Consider the following 25,079-nt stretch of genomic DNA (forward strand, 5'->3'; position numbering starts at 1 on the left):
CTCGTCGGTGTGACGATGCCCCCGCTGCGGGTCCGGTGAGTGCCGGGCTACACCCCGTGGGTCACAGACCCAGGTCGGCTTCGAACGCCGCCTCCTCGAGGCGGTGCTTGATCGTGGTGAGGAACCGGCCTGCGTCCGCGCCGTCGACCAGCCGGTGATCGTAGGTCAGCGGCAGGTAGCACATCGAACGGACACCGATCGACTCGTTGCCCACCTCGTCGGTGACGACCACCGGTCGCTTGACGATCGCCCCGGTGCCGAGCATCGCCGCCTGCGGCGGCACCAGGATCGGCGTGTCGAACAGGGCGCCCTGGCTGCCGATGTTCGTGATCGTGAAGGTGCCCCCGGCCAGCTCGTCGGGCTTGAGGCCACCGCTGCGGGCACGCTTGGCGATGTCCGCGATCGCGCGGGCCAGGCCGGCCAGCGACAGGTCACCGGCGTTGTGGATCACCGGGGAGAGCAGACCCTGCTCCGTGTCCACGGCGATGCCGAGGTGCTCGGCCGCGTGGTAGGTGATCTCCTTCTTGTCCTCGTCGTAGGAGGCGTTGATGTTCGGGTGCGCCTTGAGGGCCTCGACGACGGCCTTCGCGAAGAAGGGCAGGAAGGTCAGGTTGACGCCCTCGCGCTCGGCGAAGGTCGCCTTGGCCTGCGCCCGCAGGTGCGCGATCTTGGTGACGTCGACCTCGAAGGTCTGGGTGAGCTGCGCGGTGGTCTGCAGGGACTCGCGGGTCTTGATCGCGGTGATCTGGCGGATCCGGTTGACCTTCTGCGTGGTGCCACGCAGGTGGGCCAGCTCGGGACGGACACCGGCGGTCGCGGCCGGAGCGGCGGCCGGGGCCTTGGCGGCGGGCGCCGGCGCCTGGGCGGCGGGGGCCTTCGCGGCCTCGGCAGCGGCGAGCACGTCCTGCTTGCGGATGCGGCCGCCGACACCGGTACCGGACACCGTCGACAGGTCGACGCCGTGCTCGGCGGCGAGCTTGCGGACGAGGGGCGTCACGTACGGCGTGGCTCCACCCGAGGTCTCCTCGGCCGCGGGGACCGGAGCGGGGGCCGGAGCGGCCTGCTTCACCGGCTCGGGGGCGGGCTGCTTCACCGGCTCGGGGGCCGCCTGCTTCGCCGGCTCGGGCTTCGGTTCCGCCTTCGGCTCGGGCTTCGGTTCCGGCTTCGGCTCGGGCTTCGACGGTGCCGCGGCCGGGGTTCCCGATCCGATCACCGCGAGCTGCCCACCGACCTCGACGGTGTCGTCCTCCTGGGCGTTGATCTCGAGGAGCACTCCGGCAACCGGGGACGGGATCTCCGTGTCGACCTTGTCGGTGGACACCTCGAGCAGGGGTTCGTCGACCGCGACCTCGTCACCGACGGACTTCAGCCACCGGGTGACGGTGCCCTCGGTCACGGACTCGCCGAGCGCCGGCATGGTGACCGGGGTGCCCTCGGCGGCGCCGGCGTCGGAACCGGACGGAGCCGGAGCGGGCTCGGGTTCCGGCTCGGGCTCGGGGGTGGGCTGCTCCTCGGGTGCCGCCTCCTCGGTCGGGGCGGCAGAAGGGGTGGTGGACGATCCCGCGTCGTCGGCGGAGTCACCGATCACCGCCAGCTCGCCGCCGATCTCGACCGTCTCGTCCTCTTGGGCGACGATCTTCACCAGCACACCGGCCGCGGGCGAGGGGATCTCGGTGTCGACCTTGTCCGTGGAAACTTCGAGCAGCGGCTCGTCGACTTCGACCGTGTCTCCTTCCTGCTTGAGCCATCGCGTGACAGTTCCCTCGGTGACGCTCTCACCAAGCGCTGGCATCTGGACGGAGAAGGCCATGTCTGTTGACTCCTCGACGGTTGTGTTCGGGTGTGTTGAGTTGTGCCGACCGATGGTCGCGGACCATTGTGTGGTCGCAGACCATTGTGCTCGAGGCCACGGTCTCGTGCGGTGTCTTGCGGTGTTCGATTGAGACCACACCCGATGCCGGGTATGACCTCGACCATCCTTGCACTGATCCAATCGCGGCGTTCGACGAGGGTTGGGTCACGCGCGCCCGCGCGTCCCTGCCGCCCGGCAGGGACGCGCCGGACGGATCAGCCGTTGGCCGCGATGTCCTCGATGACGGCGAACAGCGTGCGCACCGGCACACCGGTGCCGCCCTTGCCGACATAGCCGAACGGGCTTCCGGTGTTGAAAGCCGGCCCGGCCACGTCGATGTGGGCCCACTGCACGCCCTCGGCGACGAACTCCTTCAGATACAGGCCGGCGGCGAGCATCCCGCCCCACCGGTGCGGCGTGACGTTGGCCAGATCGGCCACCCGGGAGTTCAGGTCCGCGCGCAGCTCGGCCGGCAGCGGCATCGCCCACCCGTTCTCGCCCACCTCCTGCGAGAGCCGTGCGACACGGTCCCGGAACTCGTCGGTGCCCATGACGCCCGGCGTCCGCGTCCCCAGGGCGACCATCTGCGCGCCCGTGAGCGTCGCGGTGTCGATCAGGTAGTCGGGCTCGTCCTCGCAGGCACGGACGATGGCGTCGGCAAGGATGAGACGACCCTCGGCGTCGGTGTTGATCACCTCGACGGTGGTGCCGCCGTACTGGGTGAGCACGTCGCCGGGACGCTGTGCCGTCGCGGACGGCATGTTCTCGGCCATCGGCACCGTCGCGGTCACGTCTGCCGCCACCCCGAGCTTCGCGGCGAGCACGACCGTCGCGACCACCGCCGCGGCCCCGCCCATGTCGGACGTCATGTTCTCCATCCCGGCGGCCGGCTTGATGGAGATGCCGCCGGTGTCGAACGTGATGCCCTTGCCCACGAGCGCCACCTTCGGGGCCTTGCGCTTCTTGGCGGAGTAGCTCAGCCGCACGAGCCGCGGCGGGCGCGACGACCCCTTGCCGACCCCGACGATGCCGCCGTAGCCCTGCTGCTCGAGCGCCTTCTCGTCCAGAACCTCGACCCGCAGCCCGGCGGCGGCGCCGAGCGCCTGCGCGCGGTCGGCGAACTCGGCCGGGAACAGGTGGCTCGGCGGGGTGTTGACGAACTCGCGGGCGGTGGCGACCGCCTCGGCGACGGCCGTCGCCCGGGCCAGCGCGGCCTTGACCTCGCGGGCGCGCGGCGACGCGACGAGCAGCTCGATCCGGGCGGGGGGCTGCGCGTCGCCGGAGTTCGACTTCGCGGTGCGGAACTCGGTGAACGTGTACGCGCCGAGCGCGAAGCCCTCCGCGGCGGCGCCGAGATCCACGGCGGACAGGGTCGTCGCGACCACGGAGGCGCCGGCGAGGGCGCGCGCCGCAGCGCCGGCGGAGCGGCGCACCTGTTCGGCGTCGATCTTGCCGGCGGCGCCGAGCCCGACGGCGAGCACGCTGGTGACCGGCAGGGCGGCGGGCGCGGGGATCCGCGTGACCTCCTCGGCCTTGCCCTTGGCGCCGACGGACTGCAGGGCGTCGAGCAGCCCGCCGAGGACGTCCTCGTCGACCAGTCCGTCGCCGAGCAGGGCCTCGGGACCGTCGTCGCCTGCGGTCAGGCCGATGACGAGGACGTCCGCGCGCTTGGAAACGCTTCCGGCGAGAACGAGTTCGGGCAGGGTGGGCGAAAGGGCACTCACGGGCGTCTCCTAGGGGGAAGGGGGTCGTGGCACCGATGCTAATGATCCCGGGGGGTGGGATAGCGTGGGGCGCATGAGCGACCAGTCACTGCTGCAGGGCCCGATCCACGCCGTCCACACCGAACTCGGTGCGACCTTCGCGGCCTTCGGTGGCTGGCAGATGCCGGTCTCGTACGCCGGCACCGTCGCCGAGCACACCGCCGTGCGCGAGAACGTGGGCCTGTTCGACGTCAGCCATTTGGGCAAGGCCCTCGTCGCCGGTCCGGGCGCGGCCGACTACGTCAATTCGACGCTCACCAACGACCTGCGCAAGATCGGCCCGGGCAAGGCCCAGTACACCCTCTGCTGTACCGAGTCCGGGGGTGTCACCGACGACCTGATCGTCTACTACGTCTCCGACGAGGAGCTGTTCCTCGTGCCGAACGCCGCGAACACCGCCACGGTCGTCGCCGTCCTCGCCGCGAACGCGCCCGAGGGCGTGACGGTGACGAACCAGCACCGCGACCACGGCGTCTTCGCCGTGCAGGGACCGACCTCCGAAGCTGTCCTGCAGGGGCTGGGGCTGCCCACCGACCTCGGCTACATGAGCTTCGTGGACGCGCAGTGGAACGGCGTGCCGGTCCGCGTGTGCCGCACCGGCTACACCGGTGAGCGCGGCTTCGAACTGGTGCCGCGCTGGGCCGACGCCGAGGCGCTGTTCCGGGCGCTGGCCGACGCCGTGCGTGCCGCCGGCGGTCAGGTTGCCGGGCTCGGGGCCCGCGACACTCTGCGCACCGAGATGGGCTACCCGCTGCACGGGCACGAGCTGTCGGAGGCGATCTCGCCCCTGCAGGCCCGCTGCGGCTGGGCGGTGGGCTGGAGCAAGCCGGCGTTCCGGGGACGTGCGGCGCTCGTCGCGGAGAAGGAGTCCGGTCCCGCGCGACGGCTGTGGGGGTTGGAGGCGCTCGACCGTGGCGTGCTGCGGCCGGACCTGAAGGTGCTGCGCGACGGAAACACGGTGGGGGAGACCACGTCCGGCACGTTCTCCCCGACGCTCAAGGTCGGTATCGCGCTGGCGCTCCTCGATACGGCGGCGGGCCTGGCCGCCGGTGACGAGGTCGCGGTCGACGTCCGGGGACGCGCCCTGCGCGCCCGGTTGGTCGTCCCACCGTTCGTCCCCGACCACACCAAGTAGGGCGGCGCGGGCGGTTCGATAGGATCAACGGTCATGACCGGTGTCCTCGAATTCGCCCACGTTCCGCACCCCTCGCCCGCCTCCGCGGAGCGGCGTGGAGAGATATTGGCGGATCCGGGGTTCGGCCGGTACTTCACCGATCACATGGTCACGATCGACTACACCGAGGGCCGCGGCTGGCACGACGCCACCGTCCAGCCGTACGGCCCGATGCAGCTCGACCCGGCCGCGATGGTGCTGCACTACGGGCAGGCGATCTTCGAGGGTCTGAAGGTCTACCGGCAGCCCGACGGCAGCATCGCGGCCTTCCGCGTGTACTCCAACGCCGAACGGATGCGCCGGTCCTCGCGGCGCCTGGCCATGGCCGAGCTGCCGGACGAGTTGTTCGTCCGTTCGATCGCGGAGCTGGTCGAGGCCGACCACGAATGGGTGCCCGCCGCCGGTGGCGAGGAGTCGCTGTATCTGCGGCCGTTCATGTTCTCCACCGAAGCCGGTCTCGGCGTGCGGCCCGCGAACCAGTACCGGTACATGCTGATCGCTTCCCCGGCCGGCGCGTACTTCCCCCGCGGCGTCAAGCCGGTGAGCGTGTGGATCTCGCAGGAGTACGTGCGGGCCGCGCCGGGCGGCACGGGCGACGCCAAGTTCTCCGGGAACTATGCCGCGTCGCTGCTGGCGCAGGCGCAGGCCACCGAGCAGGGCTGCGACCAGGTCGTGTGGCTCGACGCCGTCGAGCGCCGCTACATCGAGGAGATGGGCGGCATGAACCTGTGCTTCATCTTCGGATCGGCCGCCGACGCGAGGCTGGTGACGCCGGAGCTGTCCGGCTCACTGCTGCCCGGCATCACCCGCGACTCCCTGCTCACCCTGGCCAGGGACGCCGGCCTCGAGGTGGAGGAGCGCAAGATCTCGGTGGAGGAATGGGAGTCGAAGGTCGCCACCGGCGAGATCACCGAGGTCTTCGCGTGCGGCACCGCGGCGGTCATCACCCCGGTCGGCACCGTCAAGAGCCGGGACGGCGAGTTCACCGTGGCCGACGGCGAGCCCGGCAAGGTCACCATGGCCCTGCGTGACACCCTCACCGGCATCCAGCGGGGGACGTTCGCCGACACCCACGGCTGGCTCACCACCCTGCGTTGAGCCCGGCTCGGCCGGGCCCTGCACTGAGCCCGGCTCGGCCGGGCCCTGCACTGAGCCCGGCTCGGCCGGGCCCTGCACTGAGCCCGGCTCGGCCGGGCCTACGCGACGGCCGCGCTCAGCGCCGCGGCCACGATCGTCACCGTCGTCTCGAGGCCGGCCCCGAGCGCGTCGCCGTTGAGGCCGCCGAACCGGCGGACGCAGTGCCGCACCAGTAGCAGTGCAGCACCGAGCGCCACGGCCACCGTCACCGGGCCGGCCCACCAGGAGCCGGGCACGCACCAGGCCGCCGCGACGAGCGCGACGCCGGCCCACAGCGCGCCCACCCCGAGCGGCTGTGTCCCCGCCACCAGGGCACCGAACCCGCTGCCCGGGGCTGCGGCCACGCCGCGTCGGCAGGCGAGGACGACCGCGACCCGGCCGGCGGTGACGGCGAGGATCACGGCGGGCCAGGATCGCGCGTCGGCGAGCGCCCCGAACGAGGCGGCCTGCGCACCGAGCACGACCACCAGGGTGGCCACCCCGAACGGTCCGGCGCCGCCCGACTTCATCACCTCACGAGCCCGCTCCGGCGGTCCGTAGCAGCCGAGCCCGTCGGCCGTGTCGCACAGGCCGTCGAGGTGCATGCCGCGCGTCGCGAGGCCCAGGAACCCCACCCCGATCAGGCCCGCGAGCAGGGGAGTGCAGCCGGCGGCGACCGTCGCCCACAGCACGCCTGCGGTCCCGAGACCCAGCACGAGGCCGGCGACCGGCGCCGCGGCGATAGCCGCGCCCCCGGCGCCGCGATCGATGCGCCCCGGTCCCTGAACCGGCAGCACGGTGAGCCAGGAGAGGGCGAGGGCGATGCCGCGCATCGGTCGCCGCAGGGCGATGCCACGCATCAGTCGCTGCAGGGCGATGCCACGCATTAGTCGTCGCGCGGATCGGCGCCCGGCGTGGCGTCCTCGTCGCGGGTGCTCACGCCGGCCTCGGCGAACGTCGCCATGTTCGTGAGGACCGCCACCGCGCCGTGCAGGATCGGCAGCGCGGCGACCGCCCCCGAGCCCTCGCCGAGACGCATCCCCAGGTCGACGAGGGGATCCAGATTCAGGTGCCGCAGGGCCAGCGTGTGGGCCGGTTCGGTGGAGCGGTGCCCGGCGATCCACCAGTCCCGGGCTCCCGGGGCGAGTTCCTCGGCGACGAGCGCCGCGGCGGTGACGACGACCCCGTCGAGCACGACCGGGGTCCGGCGTACCGACGCCTGCGCGAGGTACCCGGCCATCGCGGCGAGGTCGGCGCCTCCCGCGGTGCGCAGCAGCGCCACCGGGTTGCGGGCGTGGGGCCGTGCGCGGCGCATCGCGTCGCGGATCGCGGCGACCTTGCGCATCCAGGCGGCGTCGTCGATGCCGGTGCCGCGTCCCACGGCCGCGACGGGCTCGGTGCCGGTGAGCGTGGCGATCAGCGCCGTCGCGGGGGTGGTGTTGCCGATCCCCATGTCACCCGCGACGAGCAGGTCGGCTCCCGCATCGACCTCCTCGTCGGCGACGGCTCGCCCGGCGGTGATCGCCTGGAGGGTCTCTTCCTCGGTGAGCGCGTCCTCCCGGTCGATGGAGCCGCTCGACCGGCGCACCTTGTGTGCGGAAACCGCCGGATCCGTGTCCCCGTCGACGGCCATGTCCACCACCCGGACCCCGGCGCCGGCGGTGGCGGCGAGAACGTTGACCGCGGCGCCGCCGGCGAGGAAATTGGCGACCATCTGAGCGGTCACCTCGGGGGGATACGCCGAGACACCGCCGCGGGCCACACCGTGATCGCCGGCGAACACCACCACCCGGGGACGGGTGAACGGGTGGGGCGGTACCTGCCCCTGGCAGGACGCGACCCAGCACCCCAGCTCCTCCAGCCGGCCGAGGGAACCGGCAGGCTTGGTGAGATCGCGCTGCCGGGCGTCGGCGCGCCGGCGGACCTCCCGGTCGGGGGCGACGACGGGCGGGAAGACGACGTCGGCGGAGTGGACCGATTCGCTGCTCACGGGGCACCTTTCACGAAGTGGCGGAGGTCGAAGCCACCGCTGGACGCTATCAACCCGCGCCGTGGCAGAAAATCGACGGTAGATGGCTTTGCTGCCACTGTCTCGGGCGTTGCATCGGCGACAGACTGTCCGTCATGAGCCAGGTCGTCGTGATCGTCCTCGTGTTGGCCGCGCTCGTCGCCGGCCTCGAACTCGCGCGGGCCCGTTCCCGCCCCGCCCCGCGGTGGGTGACGCGGGCCTGGTGGCGCCACAACCACTTCCGGCCGCACGATCCGTCGTCGCCCCTGTGCGGCGACCCGTCGGCCGGCTGGGTGCGCAGCACGATCGATGCGCGCCGAGCACCGCACCACTGACCGGTGCGCAGGCCCGCGCGGTCAGACGGCGTCGCCGGGGGAAACCCGCGGCAGCGGCGCCCGGAGCTTGCGGATCTGCGAGGCTCGCACGAACGCGTACCACCCCAGGCCGAAGCCGCCCTCCGTGGTGTCGGGGAAGCGGGCCCGGGCCTTCTTGTTCACGAGGCGGCCGAGGTAGATCCCCTCGATCACCATGAGCACGATCATCGCGAACATCGCGAGCGTCACGTACTGCTGGACCACCGGCCCGAGGAACATCGTCATGATCAGGACCAGCGCCATGGGCATGAACAGGCCCACGAGGTTGCGGCGGCTGTCCACCAGGTCGCGCACGTAGGCCCGCACGGGCCCCTTGTCGCGCGGCAGCAGGTACTTCTCCTCGCCCGCGAGCATGCGGGTGCGGCGCTCGCCGGCGGCGGCGCGGCGCTCCGCGGACTGCGCCTTGCGCTCCTCCTTGGAGAGGGACTGCTTGGCGGCCTTGCGGCGCGCCCGGGCTTCCTTGGCGGTCAACGGAGCCGGAGCGACGGGACCACGCCGGCGGGCCTCGGCCTCTCGGCGCTTCGGGGTCGGACGACCCTTGCCGGTCGTTCCCTTGCCGCCCTCGGACTGCGGGTCGGCGACGGACTCGGACGCGCCGAGGTCCCCGTTGTCGGATTCGTCGGAACCGCCGCGGCGTAGCAACTTCACCCCTCCAGGCTATGGGAAAACCGTCCCGGCCGGAAAATCGCCCCCGGTCAGGCCCGCGTGCGGTCCGAGGCGCGCATGAGGAATAGATGCGCGCGCGGTACCGTTGAGGCAACCGGGTTGGAACACGAAAGACTAGGGAGCGCCCATGACTGTGCAGGAAGAGACCGCCACTCACGGCGTCACCATGACCGAGGCCGCCTCCGCCAAGGCGAAGGCGCTGCTCGACCAGGAGGGCCGCGACGACCTCTCGCTGCGCATCGCCGTGCAGCCGGGTGGGTGTGCGGGCCTTCGCTACCAGCTGTTCTTCGACGACCGGACGCTCGACGGTGACCTCACCCGCGACTTCGGCGGCGTCATTCTCGCCGTCGACCGCATGAGCGCCCCCTACGTCGAAGGCGCGTCGATCGACTTCGTCGACACGATCGAGAAGCAGGGCTTCACGATCGACAACCCGAACGCCACCGGCTCCTGCGCCTGCGGCGATTCGTTCAACTGACGTAAGTCCGCCCGTGTCCGAAGGACGCGGTCCGCACTGCGGCCCCGACGCGCACTCGCGTCGGGGTCGCAGTGCTGTGCGGGTGGGTGCGGGTAGCGTGAGATCGGTCCCAGTCCTTCGCTGAAAGGCCCAGCCACGTGACCATCGCCGTGACCGGTTCCATCGCCACCGACCACCTCATGCGTTTCCCCGGACGCTTCGCCGAGCAGCTCGTCGCAGACCAGCTCAGCCACATCTCGCTCAGCTTCCTGGTCGACGACCTGGTGGTCCGTCGCGGCGGCGTGGGCGGCAACATCGCCTACGCGATGGGTGTGCTCGGCGGGTCGCCGGTGCTCGTCGGGGCGGTCGGCGCCGACTTCGCCGAGTACCGTGCGTGGCTCGAGGGCAACGGCGTCAACTGTGACCCCGTGCACGTGTCGCAGACCGCGCACACCGCGCGCTTCGTGTGCACGACCGACGAGGCGATGGCACAGATCGCCTCGTTCTATCCCGGCGCGATGTCCGAGGCCCGGGACATCTCCCTCGCCGACGTGACCGGGGCGCACGGGGTCGATCTGGTCCTGATCGGTGCGAACGACCCGGAGGCGATGGCCCGGCACACCGACGAGTGCCGACAGCTCGGCATGCCGTTCGCGGCCGACCCGTCCCAGCAGCTCGCCCGTCTGAGCGGCGACGAGGCGGCCCGGCTGATCGACGGTGCCGCCTACCTGTTCACCAACGAGTACGAGTGGGGGCTCCTGCAGCAGAAGACCGGCCTGACCGAGGAGCAGATCCGCGCCATGGTCGGTCTGCGCGTCACCACGCTCGGCGGCCACGGTGTCGAGATCGTCGAACGGGACGGCCACCGGATTCACGTCGGCGTCGTGCCCGAGCGGGCCAAGGTGGATCCCACCGGCGTCGGCGACGCATTCCGGGCGGGCTTCCTGCTGGGACACCGCGCGGGCCTCAGTCTCGAGCGTGCCGCCCAGCTCGGCTCGCTCGTCGCGGTGCTCGTGCTCGAGACGACCGGCACCCAGGAATGGACCTTCGACCGTCCCGACGCGGTCAAGCGGCTGGCGGTCGCGTACGGGCAGACGGCCGCGGACGAGATCGCCGCGATCCTGCCGTGACCGGCCGGTGTGTCCTTTGCGGCTCTACTGACTGATCTGTGGGTTTGTTCTGCCGGGTAGCCTGGGTCGGTCGCCTCCGAGGCTGAGCATCGCCAGGGCGATGACAGCCTCGGGGGTGTGGAACCCGAAGCCGCGGCGGACGATGAGCCGGATCTTGGTGTTGACCGATTCGACCCGCCCGTTCGACAACCGGTGTTCGATCGTGGCCAGGATCGCCGGGCGTTGGGCGGTGATACTGCGGGCCAGGCCCACGAACGCCGGCAGGCCACTGGCGGTGGCGTCCTCGATCCACGCCTCGAGCGCATCGGGGGCCACCGCAGACGGCAGCTTCAAGATCAGCCGTAGTTGTTCCTTGAGCTGCCAGGCCCGGAACAACCGGGCGTCGTGGGCCTGGATCCAGGCCAGCTGATCACGCTGGGCCGCGGTCAGGTGTTCGGGATTCTTCAGCAACGCCCAGCGGCTGTTCTTCACCGCCGCGGTGGCCGGATCCCCGGCCGAGCGGGTGCGCGACTTGTATCCCGCCCCGGCCCAGGGCCGGGCCGGCGGACGGGGACCGCGGGCCCGGTTCCACGCCGCCCGCCGCTCCACGTCGAGGGCACCGGTCGCCCACGCCACGATGTGGAACGGGTCTGCGCAGCGCACCGCGGCCGGGCACCACCGGTCCACCGTCGCCGCGATCCACCCGGCCGCGTCCGAGGTCACGTGCGTGATCTCGGCGCAACGATCCGGCCCGAGTGCGGTGAAGAACCCGGCGAGCACCGCAGCGCCGTGACCGGGAGCGGCCCACACCAACCGTCCGGTGTCGTGGTCGACGACCACGGTCAGGTACTTGTGGCCCTTCTTGTAGGACACCTCGTCGATCCCGATCCGCCGCACCCCGGCCAGCCGGTCGGCGCCGGCGTCGCCGTCGGCGAACACCCGCGCCACGATCACCCCGACCGTGCGCCAGGCGATCCGCATCAACTCGCACACCGCCGTCTGCGAGGTCTGCGTGGCCAGCCACGCCACCGTGGCATCGAAACCGTAGGTGTGCCCGGCGCCGTGCCGGGCCCACGGCACCGCCGCCACCACCACCGCGTGTTCGGCGCACCGTACCCGTGGCACGGGGGCTTCGACGAACACCGGCACCGCACCCCAGTCCGGGGCCCGCCACCGGCGCCGCCCGGTGCCCGCGTCGTAGCGCGGGCACCGCCGCCGGCACACCCCGCACCGATGCCGGGCGCGGGCCTGCGGCCGCACCGAGACCACCACCGCCCCGGCCTGCTCGTCGAAACCGACCGTGTCGACGACCGTGTTGTCGACACCCAACACCCGACGCCATATCCTGGCTGCGCGCACGCCGTTCTCCGCACCTGTAGCGAACTGACCCTAGACAAGCCAGAACGCTACTGCGGCAACGGCGTGCGCTCTCGTCAACCGTGCAAACTACCCACGGTTACGTCAGGAGAGCCTCCTTTGCGCGGTTCCCACCGCCCGAAGGACACACCGGCCGCGTAGCGGCCCTACACCTCGACGGGGTAGGCCGGCTCCTGGATGTCCGGCACGATGCGCTGCTCGACGAAGATGCCGTGCCAGATCATGAACACCAGCACCGTCCACAGCCGGCGGCTGTGATCGACGCGGCCCTCGCGGTGCTCGTCGAGCATCCGGCCGACGGCCGCCTTGTCCAGCAGGTGCTCGGTGCCCGACTCGGCGATCACGGCGCGGGCCCACTCGAACAGCTCCGGGCCGCGCAGCCAGTGCCGCAGCGGCACGGGGAAGCCGAGCTTCGCGCGGTGCAGCACGTGCGGCGGGACGATACCCTCGAGGGCCTGGCGCAGCGCGTACTTGGTGGTGTTCTTCGTGATCTTCTGATCCAGCGGCACCTGCGAGGCGACGCGGAAGACCTCGGGATCCAGGAACGGCACCCGCAGCTCCAGCGAGTTCGCCATCGTCATCTTGTCGGCCTTGACGAGGATGTCGCCGCGCAGCCACGTGAACAGGTCGAGGTGCTGCATCCGCGCGACGGGATCCCAGCCGGCGGAGCGGGCGTAGATCGGCGCGGTGACGTCCTGATGCGTCCATTCCGGACGGAAGTCGCGCAGCACCGCCCGCAGCTGCGCGTCGTTGAAGCTGCGGGCGTTCCCGTAGTACCGCTCCTCGAGGGTCATCGACCCGCGATGCAGCAGGCTCTTGCCGCGGGTGCCCTCGGGGATGCGCTCGGACAGCTTCCCGGCCGCGCGCCGCAACGGCTTCGGCAGGTACTCGAACGGCTTCAGCGACAGCGGCTCGCGGTAGATGGTGTAGCCGCCGAACAGCTCGTCGGCACCTTCCCCGGAGAGCACCACCTTCACGTGCTTGCGGGCCTCCTTGGCGACGAACCACAGGGGCACCAGCGCGGGATCGGCGACGGGGTCGTCCAGATACCACACGATCTCGGGGATCGCCGCGGCGAACTCGGCGGGGGAGACGACCTTGACGACGTGGCGGGCGCCGATCGCGGCGGCGGACTCGGCCGCCACGTCGACCTCCGAGTAGCCCTCGCGCTCGAACCCGGTGGTGAACGTGATCAGGTTCGGATTGTGCCGCATCGCGAGCGCCGCGACGGCCGTGGAGTCGATGCCGCCGGACAGGAACGACCCGACCGTCACGTCGGCACGCATGTGCTTGGCGACGGAGTCCTCGAGTGCCTCGGCGATTTCCCGGTACCGGTCGCGCTCGCGGCCTGCGGCAAAGGGCCGGACCGGGAACGTCGGCTCGAAGTAGCGCGTGATCTCCGGCCGGCCCCCCGGGCGCACCCGGGCGTAGCAGCCGGACTCGAGCCGCCGGATCTCCTTGTGCAGGGTCTCCGGCTCGGGAACGTACTGCAGCACCGTGTAGTGCTCGACGGCGCGGGGGTCGAGTTCGGTGCCGATCCCGATCAGATCGGCCAGCTCGAGCAGGCTCTTCTTCTCGCTGCCGAACGCGGTGCCGCCGGTGCCCGTGGCGAGGAACAGCGGCTTGATGCCGAACGGGTCGCGGGCGAGGAACAGCTCGCGCGTCTCGGTGTCCCAGATCGCGAACGCGAACATGCCCCGCAGCCGTCGCACCGCCTCGGTGCCCCAGTAGTGGTACGCGGCGACGATGGTCTCGCTGTCCCCCTCAGTGGCGAACTGCGCCCCGTACTTCTCCGCCAGCTCGGCCCGCAGCTCCACGTAGTTGTAGATCTCACCGTTGAAGGTCAGGGCGTAGCGCTCCGGGGACTCCGGCGGGCCCCACCGCAGCGGCTGGTGCGAGTGCGCGATGTCGATGATCGACAGCCGGTTGAACCCGTAGACCAGGTCGTCGTCGTGCCAGGTGCCGTGCTCGTCCGGTCCGCGATGACGCAGGCAGTGCATCGCGGAGTCGACCCTGGCGACGGCGTCGTCGCTGGTGCCGTCAGTGGTCAGTAACCCGAGCAGTCCGCACACGGCGTCCGATACCTCATTCCGGTTGGGATGGATTCGGCCCCCGGGATGTTGCCGCAGCAGGGACCGACGGTCTGCATGGCAGTATGCCGCAGGCCGGGGGTCGCGGCAGCCGGTGGCCGGCGTCGACCCAGGCCGTGAGCAGCGGGCACGCGACGACGCGACACGTTGTGTGCGCCCCGGGGATGGATCGCGGCCGGGTTTGGTCTACGCTGCGTAGTAATTGGGTCTGCCCTCCGGGTGTGCCCTAGTGGAATTGCGGCGATCAGGAAGGCGTGAACGTGGCGCAAGGTCGGATCCTTCGGCGGTTCGGGCTGGCAGCATCTCTCGGTATTGCAGCCGTGCTGCTGACGGGATGTAGCAGCGAGGAAGTCCTGCGTTTCGGCTGGCCGGAGGGGATTACCCCGCAGGCCGAGCGTATGCGTGAGCTGTGGACGTGGTCGGTCGTCGCCGCCCTCGTCATGGGTGTACTGGTGTGGGGCCTGACCTTCTGGGTGGTCATCTTCCACCGCAAGAAGAAGGACTCGCCGGAGTTCCCGCGGCAGACGGCCTACAATGTGCCGCTCGAGCTGCTGTACACGGCGGTCCCGTTCGTCATCATCGCGGTGCTGTTCTACTTCACCGTGGTGGTGCAGAACTACGTCCTCGAGAAGGAGGACAACCCGAATGTCGTCGTCGACGTCACGGCGTTCCAGTGGAACTGGAAGTTCGGCTACCGCACCGTCGACCTCGGTGAGGGCACGGCGCGCTACGAGGGGACGGACGAGATCGCGCAGGCCGCGGTCGAGGGCGACACCGAGGAGCATGCCGGCGGCGAGCACGAGATCCCGGCCCCGATCCACGGCCAGGAGGCCGAGGACCTGTCGTACCTGCACTACAACAAGATCGAGACGGTCGGCACCAGCAACGAGATCCCGGTCCTCGTCCTGCCGACCGATCGCCGGATCGAGTTCGTGCTCGCCTCGTCCGACGTGATCCACTCCTTCTGGGTGCCGGAGTTCCTGTTCAAGCGTGACGTCAACCCGAACCCGCTGAACAACAGCTCCGATCCGGTCTTCCAGATCTCCGAGATCCAGGAGGAAGGCGCGTTCGTCGGCCGCTGCGCCGAGATGTGCGGCACCTACCACGCGATGATGAACTTCGAGGTCCGCGCGGTGAGCCCGGAGCGGTTCGCGGAGTACATCGAGCTCCGCAAGCCCGTCGAGGACGGTGGCGAGGGCCTGACCAACGCGCAGGCGCTCGAGCGCATCGGCGAGTCCCCGGTCGCGACGTCCACCACCCCCTTCAAGACCGACCGCACCGACCGCGCGGCCAGTGGTGTCGTCACCGCGGGCAACTGACCGGTAAACCTCCGACCAAGGACAAGCTGATATGAAGATCGAAGCCAAGCTCTTCGAAGTCGTGACGGTGTTCTTCGTGCTCGTCGCCATCGTGTACGGAGTGTTCACCGGCCTGTCCCGCACGGGCATCGAGTGGGCCGGCCTGACGGCGATCGTGCTCTCCGCCGGCCTGACGCTCATCGTCGGCACCTACTTCCGGTTCGTGGCCCGTCGCCTCGACACCCGCCCGGAGGACTACGAGGAGGCCGAGATCAGCGACGGCGCAGGCGACCTGGGCTTCTTCAGCGCGGGTAGCTACTGGCCGATCCTGCTGGCCGGGGCGGCTGCGTTCGCCGCCATCGCGCTGGCCTTCTTCCAGCCGTGGCTGATCGTCCTCGCCGTGATCCTGATCCTCGCTGCTGCGGCCGGCCTGGTGTTCGAGTACCACGTCGGACCCGAGAAGCACTGAGCGCACACAGCGCGTAGATCCGATGCCGCGGGGCGGCCTCACCACACGGTGAGGCCGCCCCGCGGCCGTTTCCGTTCCGTGCCCGGACGGGGAGCCTCGGGCCGTGCTCGCCGTGCTCGCCGTGCGCGGTTCGCGTCACGGCTCGGCGGGGTGTCACCGGGGAATCGTCCATGGCCCGGTCGTGGGGAACGGGGCCGACGCCGGGGGTGCCGGGCGGGCAGTGTCGCGGCGCGCCGCTGTCCCGGCCGCGAGAGCCCTCACGCCTACTCACCCGCCCGGCGTAGCCACGGCGGATCCACAGGCGGGCGCTGCTGAGGTACTACGGCGGCGACCTCGTCGAGGTGGCGCTCGCCGCCGTGCCGGCGGTGGGGTGATACCGCGCCGAGGGTCGGAATCGAACCCGGATGGTCCCGTCGGAACGCGGCGGCAGGACACCGCGCGGAACGCGGCGGCAGGACACCGCGCGGAACGCGGCGGCAGGACACCGCGCGGAACGCGGCGGCAGGACACCGCGCGGAACGCGGCGGCAGGACACCGCGCGCCCCCGGGCAGACGCCGATGCGGTACCGCGCTCGAACCGACTCGCGTACCGCGACACGCCCGGCCCGTCCGAGGGCCGGTGAGCCGACGGTCCGCTCGGGTTCCCGGCCGTCCGTCGCAGTGGGGGAGGGGTGGGGTGCGGGGACCGGATCCGGTCGTCCGCACCGACCGGAAGCCACCGGGGATGGAAGCCGCAGGGACCACGGAGAAACGGGAGGGGCCCCGAACCGTTTCCGGTTCGGGGCCCCTCCCGTGGTTTCGGACTCGAGCGACCGTCAGTGCGCCTTGCCGTCGCCGTCCGTGGTGCCGTGGACGCGCGTCTGGTACTCGCTCAGGATGGCGCGCTGCTCGACCTCGGCCTCGTGGTGCGCGGCCTCGAGTGCCGTCGCCTCCTCGGCCGGGTCCGCGCTCCACCAGCTGCCCGCGCCGGGCTTGCCGGCGGTGCCGAGCTTGTTCATGCGCTTCGGCACCGGAGCACCCTGGTACTCGAGCGGAATCGGGTGACCGTGGTCGTCCACCGGGCCGAGCGGCTGGTGGATCTCGATGTACTCGCCGTGCGGCAGGCGACGGACGATGCCCGTCTCGATGCCGTGCTCGAGCACCTGGCGGTCGCTGCGCTGCAGGCCCAGGCAGAACCGGTAGGTCAGGTAGTAGGCGAGCGGCGGGCCGAGCAGGATGCCGATGCGGCCGATCCACGTCATCGCGTTCAGCGAGATGTCGAACTTGTAGGCGATGATGTCGTTGATGCACATGATGGTCGCGATGGCGTAGAACGTCAGAGCCATCGCGCCGATCGCGGTCCGGACCGGCACGTCCCGCGGACGCTGCAGCAGGTTGTGGTGCGCATCGTCCTTGGTGAACTTCTTCTCGATCCACGGGTAGGCGATGAGGACCGTGAAGACCAGGCCCATGATCACTGCGATCCAGAACACCGCGGGGATCGTGTAGCGGCCGAACAGGTAGATCTCCCACGCCGGCCAGATACGGGCCAGGCCGTCCGTCCACATCATGTAGATGTCGGGCTGCGAGCCGGCGGACACCTGCGACGGGTTGTACGGGCCGATGTTCCAGACCGGGTTGATCTGCAGCAGACCGCTCATCAGCGCCAGCACGGCGAAGGTGATGGCGAAGAACGCACCGGACTTGACCGCGAACACCGGCAGGATCCGGACACCGACGACGTTCTGCTCGGTACGGCCGGGGCCGGGGAACTGGGTGTGCTTCTGGTACCAGACCAGGGCCAGGTGAGCTGCGATCAGGGCGAGGATGATGCCCGGAATCAGCAGCACGTGCGCGACGTACAGGCGCGGGATGATGAGCATGCCGGGGAAGTCGCCGCCGAAGATCAGCCAGTGCATCCAGGTGCCGATCACCGGGATGCTGATGGTGATGCCGGACAGCGCGGCCCGCAGGCCGGTGCCGGAAAGCAGGTCGTCGGGCAGCGAGTAGCCGAAGAAGCCCTCGAACATCGCCAGGATCAGCAGCAGCGAGCCGATCACCCAGTTCGCTTCACGCGGACGGCGGAACGCACCGGTGAAGAACACGCGCAGCAGGTGCACGATGATCGACGCGGCGAACATCAGCGCAGCCCAGTGGTGGATCTGCCGGACGAACAGACCGCCGCGCACCTCGAAGGAGATGTCCAGGGTCGTCTCGTACGCACGCGACATCGTGACGCCGCGCAGCGGGGTGTAGGCGCCGTCGTAGGTGACGTGCGCGAGGGACGGATCGAAGAACAACGTCAGGTACACACCCGAGATCAGCAGGATCACGAAGCTGTACAGGGCGATCTCACCCAGGAGGAAGGACCAGTGGGTGGGGAACACCTTGTTGATCTGACGCCGCAGCCCGGCCGCCGGGTGATAGCGCGAGTCGATGTTCTCCGCCGCGTGGGCGGCGCGGGATGGTGTTGCAGTACTCACGGGCGACGCTCCCAAAATGCCGGACCGAGAGCCTCGATGAAGTCACCGTTGGCGACGAGGAAGCCCTCTTCGTTCACTGTAATAGGCAACTGCGGCAGTGCGCGAGCAGCAGGACCGAACAGGGGCTTGCCGTACTCCAGGGCATTGAACTGCGACTGGTGGCAGGGGCACAGGATGCGGTTGGTCTGCTGTTCGTACAACGACGTCGGGCAGCCCAGGTGGGTGCAGATCTTCGAGTAGGCGAAGTAGTCGCCGTAGTTGAAGCTCTCCTGACCCTTGCGCTTGATCGCCCTCGCCGTGTCCTCGGTCCGGAGGCGGATCAGCATGACGGCGTTGCGGATGCCGCGCAGGCCCTCGAGGAGGGCGTGCTCGTCACCGCGGTCCGACTCGCGGAAGGGGAACACGGTCTCCATGCCGCCGGCATCGAGGTCCTCCGGGCGGACCAGGACGATGTCGTTCGGGCGTCCGGTGTCGCGACGCAGGTAGATCGTCTCGCCCGGGTACCGGGGCGTCCAGCCCGAGACCCACAGCGGCGACTCGTCGCCCTCGGCCCAGGGGTTCTTGATCAGGCCGCCGAGCGGCATGATCAAGCCGAGGCCGAGCGCGCCACCACCGAACAGCGCCGTGCGCTTGATCAGCTTGCGACGCGGCAGCGTGGAGGTGTCCAGCGAGTCGGAGAGCTCGGCGACGATCGTCCGCCGATCGACCTCCGAAGAGACTCCGTCGTGCCGATCCTGGATCGACACCTCTTCCGGGATGAACTTCTTGGTGAACTGCACCGCGCCGACGCCGACGCCGAGGATGGCCAGACCCAGGGTCAGGCCCAGCAGCGGCGTGTACAGGTTGTACAGCGTGTAGTTGTCCTCTCCGGGGCCCTGGTACTCCCACGGCCAGAAGATGAAGACCGCGATGAACGCGAGAGCCGACACACCCGCCAGCCCGAACCAGAAGGCGACGTTCCGTTCCGCGCGCTTCTCGGCGCGCGTGCCCGCGACGGGCCAGCGGTCCTTGCGGAACGCCACGTCCACGCCGTCGAGGTTGGTGCCGAGCGCGACGAGATCGTCGCGGCTCATCTGATCGAGGTTCTCGATCGTGTGCTTGTTCGGCGTTTCGCCGCCACTCATGACCTTGCTCCGATCCACAGTGCCGCACCGACGACGGCGACGATCCCGACCACCCACATCGTCGGGCCCTCGGAGGCGGGGCCGAAACCGCCCAGGCCGTATCCGCCGGGGCTGTTCGTCTCGCCGGAGGCCTTGACGTAGGCGATGATGTCCTCCTTCTCCTCCAGCGTGAGCTGACGATCGGAGAACTTGGGCATGTTCTGCGGGCCGGTCAGCATCGCCGTGTAGATCTGCTGCTCGTTCGCCGGATCCAGCGCCGGGGCGAACTTGCCGGACGACAGCGCGCCGCCGCGGCCGGTGAAGTTGTGGCACGAGGCGCAGTTCTGGCGGAACAGCTCGCTGCCGCGGGCGACGTCGTTGCCGCGCAGCGAGGACTGGGCGATCTCGCCGTTCTCGTCACGGATGAGCGTCGGGCCGCCGCCGTTGGCCTGGATGTACGCGCCGAGGGCGTCCGTCTGGGCCGCGTCGAACTTCGGCGTCTTGCGCACGGCCTGGGCCTCGTTGCGCATCATCGGCATGCGGCCGGTGGAGACCTGGAAGTACACGGCTGCCTCGCCGACACCGATCAGGCTGGGGCCGCGGTCCTGCACACCCTGCAGGTTGGCGCCGTGGCACGTGACGCAGGAGGTCTCGTAGAGCTGCTTGCCTTCGCGGATCAGGGCCGACTGGTCCTCGTTCGCCGTCGCCACCTGCGGCGCGGGAGTCAGCGCGGAGGCAAGGAAGCCGGCGCTGAGCAGGCCGAGGGCGAGCACCAGCGCACCGGTGACGCGGCGGCGCAGCTTGCGCTGACGGCGGGACTTGGCGGACGCGGCCGCGGACTGACCGGGCATGTCACCCTCGGAAGCGAGAGGTGGGGATGAACTCATCTGTATCCCTTTGGTATGTCGGGACGGACTGGACGTCAGGGGGCTGCCTGGGCGTTCAGCTGGCTAACGGATGAAATAAATCGTGGCAAACAGCGCGATCCACACGATGTCGACGAAGTGCCAGTAGTAGGAGACGACGATCGCCGCGGTGGCCTGCGCCGGCGTGAACTTGCTGACCCTCGTGCGCACGAGGAGGAACACGAAGGCGACGAGGCCGCCGATGACGTGCAGGCCGTGGAAGCCGGTCGTGATGTAGAAGACCGAACCCCACACCATGCTCGAGATCGTCACGCCCTCGCCGACCAGCTGGGTGTACTCGAAGCCCTGGCCGAGCACGAAGAACGTGCCCATGGCGAGGGTGATGATGTACCACCGCCGGAGGCCGAACACGTCGCCACGTTCGGCTGCGAACACACCCATCTGGCAGGTGAAGGAGGAGGCGATCAGCACGAGGGTGACCGGCACCGCCAACGCCAGATTGAGGTGGACAGGCTCCGGCGGCCAGTTGCCGTCGGCCTGCGCCCGCGCCACGAAGTACATGGCGAAGAGCCCTGCGAAAAACATGAGCTCACTGGACAACCACACGATGGTGCCGACGCTGACCAGATTGGGCCGGTTCAGCGAGTGCACGCGCTGGGTGATTGCAGTTCCTGAAGTCCCTACTGCGCTCGTCACGTTCGCAAGTATGACTGCTCGTAGTAACTCGTGGGCAATCGGGGCCGAAATCGGCGCGTCTTCGCTGGTGGGCGCCGTGCGATCGCGTTTTCCGGGGGCGGTCGTGCACCGCCCGTGGCGCGTGGGATCGTGGTGCGATGAGCAGTGGCGGAGGGGTGTGGGGCCGGGTCCGGCGAGCGTTCTCGCGCAGGCGTACGGAGCCCCTGGATCCGGCACGGCCGGACCTGGTGGTGGTGGTCTCGTCCTTCGACGACGTCGAGGCCTGTTCGACCGCCCTCGAGCGGGGCGCGGCGACCGAACCGGCCTGGTCGCCGGAGTCGGAGGCCGTCCTGCGGCACCATCTCGAGCTGCCGGCCGATTCCGTGGAGCGGGCGATCGCCCTGGCCGCGCAGGACGGGTACGCCCCGGCGCAGCCGGCGAACCCGGCCGGGCCCGGCCTCCAGGCCGTCCTGCTGCAGCGGGTGCAGGTGCTCGATGCGCTGCACTGTTCGCAGGAGCGGTCGCGGATGGCCGGTCTGGCGCAACGGCTCGGCGGTACCGCGCTCGGGTGGGACGCCCTGCAGCCGGAGATCGGCCCTGGCTAAGCTCTTCCGGCATGCGCCGCCGACGACGGCGGCGCACCGAGGAAGAGATGCGGCGAGGGCAGGTGCGATGAACGCTGGACGACAGGCGGATGCGGTGGCCCGGAGCTGGCCGGCGGTCCTCGGTGCGCTCACCGCCGGACGCGACCTCGCGCGTGCGGAGGCCCAGTGGGCGATGGACGAGATCATGTCCGACAACGCCACGGCCGCGCAGATCGCCGCGTTCGGCGTCGCGCTGAAGATGAAGGGGGAGACGCCCGAGGAGCTGCTCGGCCTCGCCGACTCGATGCTGGGCCACGCCCGGCTGGTGCCGGTGGACGACGATGTCGTCGACATCGTGGGCACCGGCGGGGACCGGGCGAACACGGTCAACATCTCCACCATGGCGTCGCTGGTGGTGGCCGCATGCGGCATCCGCGTCGTCAAGCACGGCAACCGGGCGGCATCGTCGAAGAGCGGCGGCGCGGACGTGCTCGAGGCGCTCGGCGTGCACATCAGCCTCGGTCCCGAGGCCGTCGCGGAGTCGGTCGCCGAGGCCGGCATCGGCTTCTGCTTCGCCCCCGTCTACCACCCGGCGCTCCGGTTCGCGGCCGCACCGCGTAAGGAGATCGGTATCCCGACGGTGTTCAACGTGCTCGGGCCGCTGACCAACCCGGCCCGGCCCCGCGCCGGCCTGATCGGATGTGCCTTCCCGGAGCTGATCGGCACGGTCGCCGGTGTCCTCGCCGAGCGGGGCAACTCGGCGCTCGTCGTGCGAGGCGACGACGGACTGGACGAACTGACCACCTCCACGACGTCGACGGTGTACGTCGTCCGGGACGGCAGCGTGAGCACCGTGAGCCTGGATCCCACCGACCTCGGCGTCGCCCGGGTGCCGCTGGACGCGCTGCGCGGCGGCGACGCCGCCGAGAACGCCGTGATCGCGCGGGCGGTGCTCGCCGGGGAGCACGGGCCGGTACGCGACGCGGTCCTGCTGAACGCCGCCGGGGCGATCGCCGCCTTCCGGGGGTTCGAGGGATCGCTCGCCAGTGCCCTGGCGGCGGGGATGCAGACGGCAGCCGAGGCGCTGGACTCGGGCGCGGCGGCGGCGGTGCTCGCCCGCTGGGTCGAGGTGACCAACCGGCTCGCCGCCGCGGGCTGAGCGCGACGACGGGCCGGGCGTCCGTCCTATTCGCCGATCGAGAACCCGGCCTCGACGTCGGCGCTCGAGTACGACTGGAAGGCGATGTGCGTCGCCGTCCTGGTCACGCCGTCGAGCTTGTTGATCCCGCGGGTGACCACCTCGGCGATCTCCTCGTGGTCGCGCACCCGCAGCAGCGCGATCAGGTCGATGTCGCCGGCGCACGAGTACACCTTGTCGACGCCGGCCAGGTCCGCGACCGCCTGGGCGGTCTCCGGGATGCGGTGGGCGTCGGCGTGGATCAGGACGATGGCGTGGATCATTGCTCTCCTCGGCTTCCGGGGACGGACCTGCGGGCGAGCCCTCAGCGTAGGGGGTGCGCGATCGTGACCGGCTCGGCCCCGGCGCGTGCCGTTCGGGCGAGCTCACCCCACTGCGCCCACGCCCCGGCGCCGCGGAGCGGCTCGGACCAGCCCTGGGTGGTCCGGACGATGCGGACTCCGTCGTCGTGGAGCCAGCGGGCCAGCAGCCCCAGTTCCTCGACGAGCGCACCCCGCAGCGGCGCGGTCGTCGGGCGCACGGTCTCGGCCGCGGCGGCGATCGCGTCGACGACGGGCATCGGCGGGACGCCGCGTGGAGCGACTCCCGCTGCCGCGAGCCGGCCGGCCCGGATCACCGCGAACTCCCAACCCCCTTCGGCGCGTCGGCGGGCGGCGATCAGCTCGTCCACCGCCGCGAGGGCGGCCAGGCGCTGCGTCCGGCGCAGCGCGAACACGGCGTCGGCCGCCCGGTCCCGCAGCCGGGCCGCGCTCTCGAACAGTTCGGCGGCGCCGAGGTGGTCGATGCGCTCGCGCATCCGATGCAGCGGCGCGTCGTCCTCCCCGCGCAGCAGCGCCCGGGCGAGGTCCACCTGCCGCGCGTACTCGACGGGGGTCTGCAGCCCGGCCGCGGCGGCGGCGCAGGCCCCCACGGCCTCCGGAGGGCAGTGCTCGCCGTGCCGTTTCGTGCGGGGGATGCGCCGGGTGCAGGTCCGCAGCAGGCAGAACTCGGCGACGGTGGTGGCGACGGCGACGGCGTCGGCCCGCGACGAGAACGGGCCGACGGCGTCGGTCGGGCCGCCGCACGTCGGGGCCGGGGGCGCCGTGGTCGGTGTGCGGACGACGGACAGCCGGGGGAACGCCTCGTCCGTGAGGGTGATCCACCAGCCCCGGGTGGGGAACTTGGAGCGACGGTTGTAGGGCGGGGCGTGCGCGGCGAGCAGCCGCAGCTCCCGCACCCCGGCCTCGAGGGCATGGGCGCACTCGACGTGATCGATCCGGGTGGTGAGTGCCACCATCTCCTTCAGGCGGGGCCGGGTCTCGGATCCGGTGAAGTAGTTGCGCACGCGGCGGCGCAGGTCGACCGCGGTCCCGATGTACAGCACCTCGTCCGAGGGCCCGCGGAACAGGTACACGCCGGGCCGCCGCGGCAGGTGCGCCGCGAGGGACCGTTTGGCGCGTTGCTCGGCGGTGACGGCCGGCAGATAGTCCCGCAGTTCGGTGAGGCTGTGTACCCCTTGGTTGCCGACGCGGTCGATGAGCGCGTGCAGGACGTCGACGGTTGCCCGGGCGTCGTCGAGGGCGCGGTGCGTGGGCGTGGTGGACACCCGGAACAGCTCGGCGAGCGCGGACAGCCGCACGGACGGTGCCTCGTCCCGGCCGAGGACGCGGCGCGCGAGCTTGACCGTGCACAGTACCTGCAAGCGGGGCCACGCGACCTCGGACCGGGACGCCGCGGCCCGCAGGAATCCCACGTCGAAGCCCGCGTTGTGCGCGACGAGCACGGATCCGGCGGCGAACTCGAGGAACGAGGGCAGGACCTGCTCGATCCGGGGCGCGGCACGGACCATGGCGGTCGTGATGCCGGTGAGCTGCACGATGTTCGGGGGGATCGACCGGCCCGGGTCGACGAGCGTGGCGAACTCGCCGAGCACCTCGCCGCCGCGGATCTTGACCGCCCCGATCTCCGTGATCGCGTCGTCCGTGGAGCTGCCGCCGGTGGTCTCGAGATCGACGACGACGAAGGTGGTCTCCCGCAGCGGCGTGTCCAATTCGTCGAAACCGAGCTGCACCCCGACGGCGGGCTCGGTTCGGTGGGGCACGGTCACGACGCCAGGGTAGGGGGCGGGTCCGACACCCCGGGGACGGGGCGGAGACACCCGGAACGGTCCGGGGAGACGAGGATCACACCTTCGGTCGGCCGTGTGGGTGTGGGCGGCGGCGCGAGAGGGTATCGATACCGCGACCGGAGGGCAGGCGCCGCCTCGGTCGGCGGCTTCTCGTTTCGTCGATGCGCTCGTGATCGCCGGTTCGACCTGCGACAACGCGACGGGTTCCGGGCGCAGGCCGCCGGAGGCGCCCGGAGCGGCCGCGGGCCTGCCGCGTCCCGAACCGACCGTTATGTTTCCGTGATCGAACGGGCCGGGTCGTCGGACCCGAATCGGACATACCCGTCAATCC

The 25,079-nt window shown here is 70.9% G+C and carries 22 protein-coding genes; 9 read left to right on the plus strand and 13 right to left on the minus strand.

Features of this window, described 5'->3' with window-relative positions; translation table 11 throughout:
- Window positions 1–61 precede the first annotated feature (61 nt).
- Window positions 62–1,810 carry a 2-oxoglutarate dehydrogenase, E2 component, dihydrolipoamide succinyltransferase gene (gene sucB, locus AIIKEEIJ_RS11740; protein ID WP_161995715.1) on the minus strand — a complete coding sequence of 583 codons (1,749 nt, stop codon included), beginning with the start codon at window positions 1,808–1,810 and terminating at the stop codon, window positions 62–64.
- Between the two features lie 257 nt (window positions 1,811–2,067).
- Window positions 2,068–3,576 (minus strand): leucyl aminopeptidase, encoded by a 1,509-nt coding sequence (locus AIIKEEIJ_RS11745; protein WP_029544245.1) that lies wholly within the window; start codon window positions 3,574–3,576, stop codon window positions 2,068–2,070.
- A gap of 73 nt (window positions 3,577–3,649) precedes the next feature.
- Between AIIKEEIJ_RS11745 and gcvT the strand changes: the two genes are divergently transcribed.
- Window positions 3,650–4,750, plus strand: a complete 1,101-nt coding sequence (gene gcvT, locus AIIKEEIJ_RS11750; RefSeq protein ID WP_161995716.1) for a glycine cleavage system aminomethyltransferase GcvT — start codon at window positions 3,650–3,652, stop codon at window positions 4,748–4,750.
- Window positions 4,751–4,783: 33 nt separating this feature from the next.
- Entirely contained in the window at window positions 4,784–5,887 is a 1,104-nt protein-coding gene (locus tag AIIKEEIJ_RS11755; protein ID WP_161995717.1) for a branched-chain amino acid aminotransferase, read from the plus strand.
- Between the two features lie 98 nt (window positions 5,888–5,985).
- Here the strand turns inward: AIIKEEIJ_RS11755 and AIIKEEIJ_RS11760 are convergent, their stop codons facing one another.
- Both AIIKEEIJ_RS11760 and cobT read right to left on the minus strand, forming a co-directional pair.
- Window positions 5,986–6,738 (minus strand): adenosylcobinamide-GDP ribazoletransferase, encoded by a 753-nt coding sequence (locus AIIKEEIJ_RS11760; RefSeq protein WP_161995732.1) that lies wholly within the window; start codon window positions 6,736–6,738, stop codon window positions 5,986–5,988.
- 53 nt (window positions 6,739–6,791) lie between these two features.
- Window positions 6,792–7,895, minus strand: a complete 1,104-nt coding sequence (cobT, locus tag AIIKEEIJ_RS11765) for a nicotinate-nucleotide--dimethylbenzimidazole phosphoribosyltransferase (RefSeq protein ID WP_161995718.1) — start codon at window positions 7,893–7,895, stop codon at window positions 6,792–6,794.
- A 134-nt stretch (window positions 7,896–8,029) separates the two neighbouring features.
- Between cobT and AIIKEEIJ_RS11770 the strand changes: the two genes are divergently transcribed.
- Window positions 8,030–8,248 (plus strand): hypothetical protein, encoded by a 219-nt coding sequence (locus AIIKEEIJ_RS11770; protein WP_006947775.1) that lies wholly within the window; start codon window positions 8,030–8,032, stop codon window positions 8,246–8,248.
- Window positions 8,249–8,269: 21 nt separating this feature from the next.
- On the opposite strand, the gene AIIKEEIJ_RS11775 is transcribed toward AIIKEEIJ_RS11770, so the two are convergent.
- Window positions 8,270–8,935 (minus strand): DUF3043 domain-containing protein, encoded by a 666-nt coding sequence (locus AIIKEEIJ_RS11775; protein WP_006947776.1) that lies wholly within the window; start codon window positions 8,933–8,935, stop codon window positions 8,270–8,272.
- Window positions 8,936–9,080: 145 nt separating this feature from the next.
- Here AIIKEEIJ_RS11775 and AIIKEEIJ_RS11780 point away from each other — a divergent pair, with 145 nt between their 5' ends.
- Both AIIKEEIJ_RS11780 and AIIKEEIJ_RS11785 read left to right on the plus strand, forming a co-directional pair.
- Window positions 9,081–9,431 (plus strand): HesB/IscA family protein, encoded by a 351-nt coding sequence (locus tag AIIKEEIJ_RS11780; RefSeq protein WP_029544238.1) that lies wholly within the window; start codon window positions 9,081–9,083, stop codon window positions 9,429–9,431.
- 137 nt (window positions 9,432–9,568) lie between these two features.
- Window positions 9,569–10,540: a carbohydrate kinase family protein gene (locus AIIKEEIJ_RS11785; protein ID WP_006947778.1), complete on the plus strand. Its 972-nt coding sequence runs from the start codon at window positions 9,569–9,571 to the stop codon at window positions 10,538–10,540.
- A gap of 24 nt (window positions 10,541–10,564) precedes the next feature.
- Here AIIKEEIJ_RS11785 and AIIKEEIJ_RS11790 read toward each other — a convergent pair whose 3' ends face one another.
- Together AIIKEEIJ_RS11790 and asnB are read right to left on the minus strand one after the other, a co-directional pair.
- The gene (locus tag AIIKEEIJ_RS11790) at window positions 10,565–11,878 is read right to left on the minus strand and encodes an ISL3 family transposase (protein ID WP_161995719.1); all 1,314 of its coding nucleotides are present in this window, start codon (window positions 11,876–11,878) and stop codon (window positions 10,565–10,567) included.
- A 164-nt stretch (window positions 11,879–12,042) separates the two neighbouring features.
- Window positions 12,043–13,968: an asparagine synthase (glutamine-hydrolyzing) gene (asnB, locus tag AIIKEEIJ_RS11795; RefSeq protein ID WP_161995720.1), complete on the minus strand. Its 1,926-nt coding sequence runs from the start codon at window positions 13,966–13,968 to the stop codon at window positions 12,043–12,045.
- Between the two features lie 272 nt (window positions 13,969–14,240).
- On the opposite strand from asnB, the gene ctaC reads away from it, so the two are divergent.
- Both ctaC and AIIKEEIJ_RS11805 read left to right on the plus strand, forming a co-directional pair.
- Window positions 14,241–15,305, plus strand: coding sequence for an aa3-type cytochrome oxidase subunit II (gene ctaC / locus AIIKEEIJ_RS11800; RefSeq protein WP_144415028.1), 1,065 nt, complete (start codon window positions 14,241–14,243; stop codon window positions 15,303–15,305).
- A gap of 31 nt (window positions 15,306–15,336) precedes the next feature.
- Window positions 15,337–15,753, plus strand: a complete 417-nt coding sequence (locus AIIKEEIJ_RS11805; protein WP_006940002.1) for a cytochrome c oxidase subunit 4 — start codon at window positions 15,337–15,339, stop codon at window positions 15,751–15,753.
- Between the two features lie 815 nt (window positions 15,754–16,568).
- Here AIIKEEIJ_RS11805 and qcrB read toward each other — a convergent pair.
- The 4 genes from qcrB to ctaE form a co-directional block, all read right to left on the minus strand.
- A complete protein-coding gene (gene qcrB / locus AIIKEEIJ_RS11810; RefSeq protein ID WP_029544233.1) occupies window positions 16,569–18,215 on the minus strand; it encodes a cytochrome bc1 complex cytochrome b subunit in 1,647 nt (548 codons plus the stop codon).
- Window positions 18,212–19,339 carry a cytochrome bc1 complex Rieske iron-sulfur subunit gene (gene qcrA, locus AIIKEEIJ_RS11815; RefSeq protein ID WP_029544230.1) on the minus strand — a complete coding sequence of 376 codons (1,128 nt, stop codon included), beginning with the start codon at window positions 19,337–19,339 and terminating at the stop codon, window positions 18,212–18,214. The genes qcrB and qcrA overlap by 4 nt, the downstream gene beginning before the upstream one ends.
- On the minus strand, window positions 19,336–20,205 hold the full coding sequence (gene qcrC, locus AIIKEEIJ_RS11820) for a cytochrome bc1 complex diheme cytochrome c subunit (RefSeq protein WP_006932071.1): 870 nt from the start codon (window positions 20,203–20,205) through the stop codon (window positions 19,336–19,338). The genes qcrA and qcrC overlap by 4 nt, the downstream gene beginning before the upstream one ends.
- A gap of 63 nt (window positions 20,206–20,268) precedes the next feature.
- Window positions 20,269–20,880, minus strand: a complete 612-nt coding sequence (gene ctaE, locus AIIKEEIJ_RS11825; RefSeq protein ID WP_006932077.1) for an aa3-type cytochrome oxidase subunit III — start codon at window positions 20,878–20,880, stop codon at window positions 20,269–20,271.
- Window positions 20,881–21,017: 137 nt separating this feature from the next.
- On the opposite strand from ctaE, the gene AIIKEEIJ_RS11830 reads away from it, so the two are divergent.
- The gene (locus AIIKEEIJ_RS11830; RefSeq protein ID WP_161995721.1) at window positions 21,018–21,464 is read left to right on the plus strand and encodes a hypothetical protein; all 447 of its coding nucleotides are present in this window, start codon (window positions 21,018–21,020) and stop codon (window positions 21,462–21,464) included.
- 67 nt (window positions 21,465–21,531) lie between these two features.
- Window positions 21,532–22,602: an anthranilate phosphoribosyltransferase gene (trpD, locus tag AIIKEEIJ_RS11835; protein ID WP_202916916.1), complete on the plus strand. Its 1,071-nt coding sequence runs from the start codon at window positions 21,532–21,534 to the stop codon at window positions 22,600–22,602.
- Window positions 22,603–22,628: 26 nt separating this feature from the next.
- Here the strand turns inward: trpD and AIIKEEIJ_RS11840 are convergent, their stop codons facing one another.
- Window positions 22,629–22,904 (minus strand): Lrp/AsnC family transcriptional regulator, encoded by a 276-nt coding sequence (locus AIIKEEIJ_RS11840; protein WP_006932084.1) that lies wholly within the window; start codon window positions 22,902–22,904, stop codon window positions 22,629–22,631.
- 41 nt (window positions 22,905–22,945) lie between these two features.
- Window positions 22,946–24,727, minus strand: a complete 1,782-nt coding sequence (locus AIIKEEIJ_RS11845) for a DEDD exonuclease domain-containing protein (protein WP_029544223.1) — start codon at window positions 24,725–24,727, stop codon at window positions 22,946–22,948.
- Window positions 24,728–25,079: the final 352 nt, after the last annotated feature.

This window comes from Rhodococcus sp. YH1, from assembly GCF_009939605.1.
Classification (GTDB): Bacteria; Actinomycetota; Actinomycetes; order Mycobacteriales; family Mycobacteriaceae; genus Rhodococcus; species Rhodococcus aetherivorans.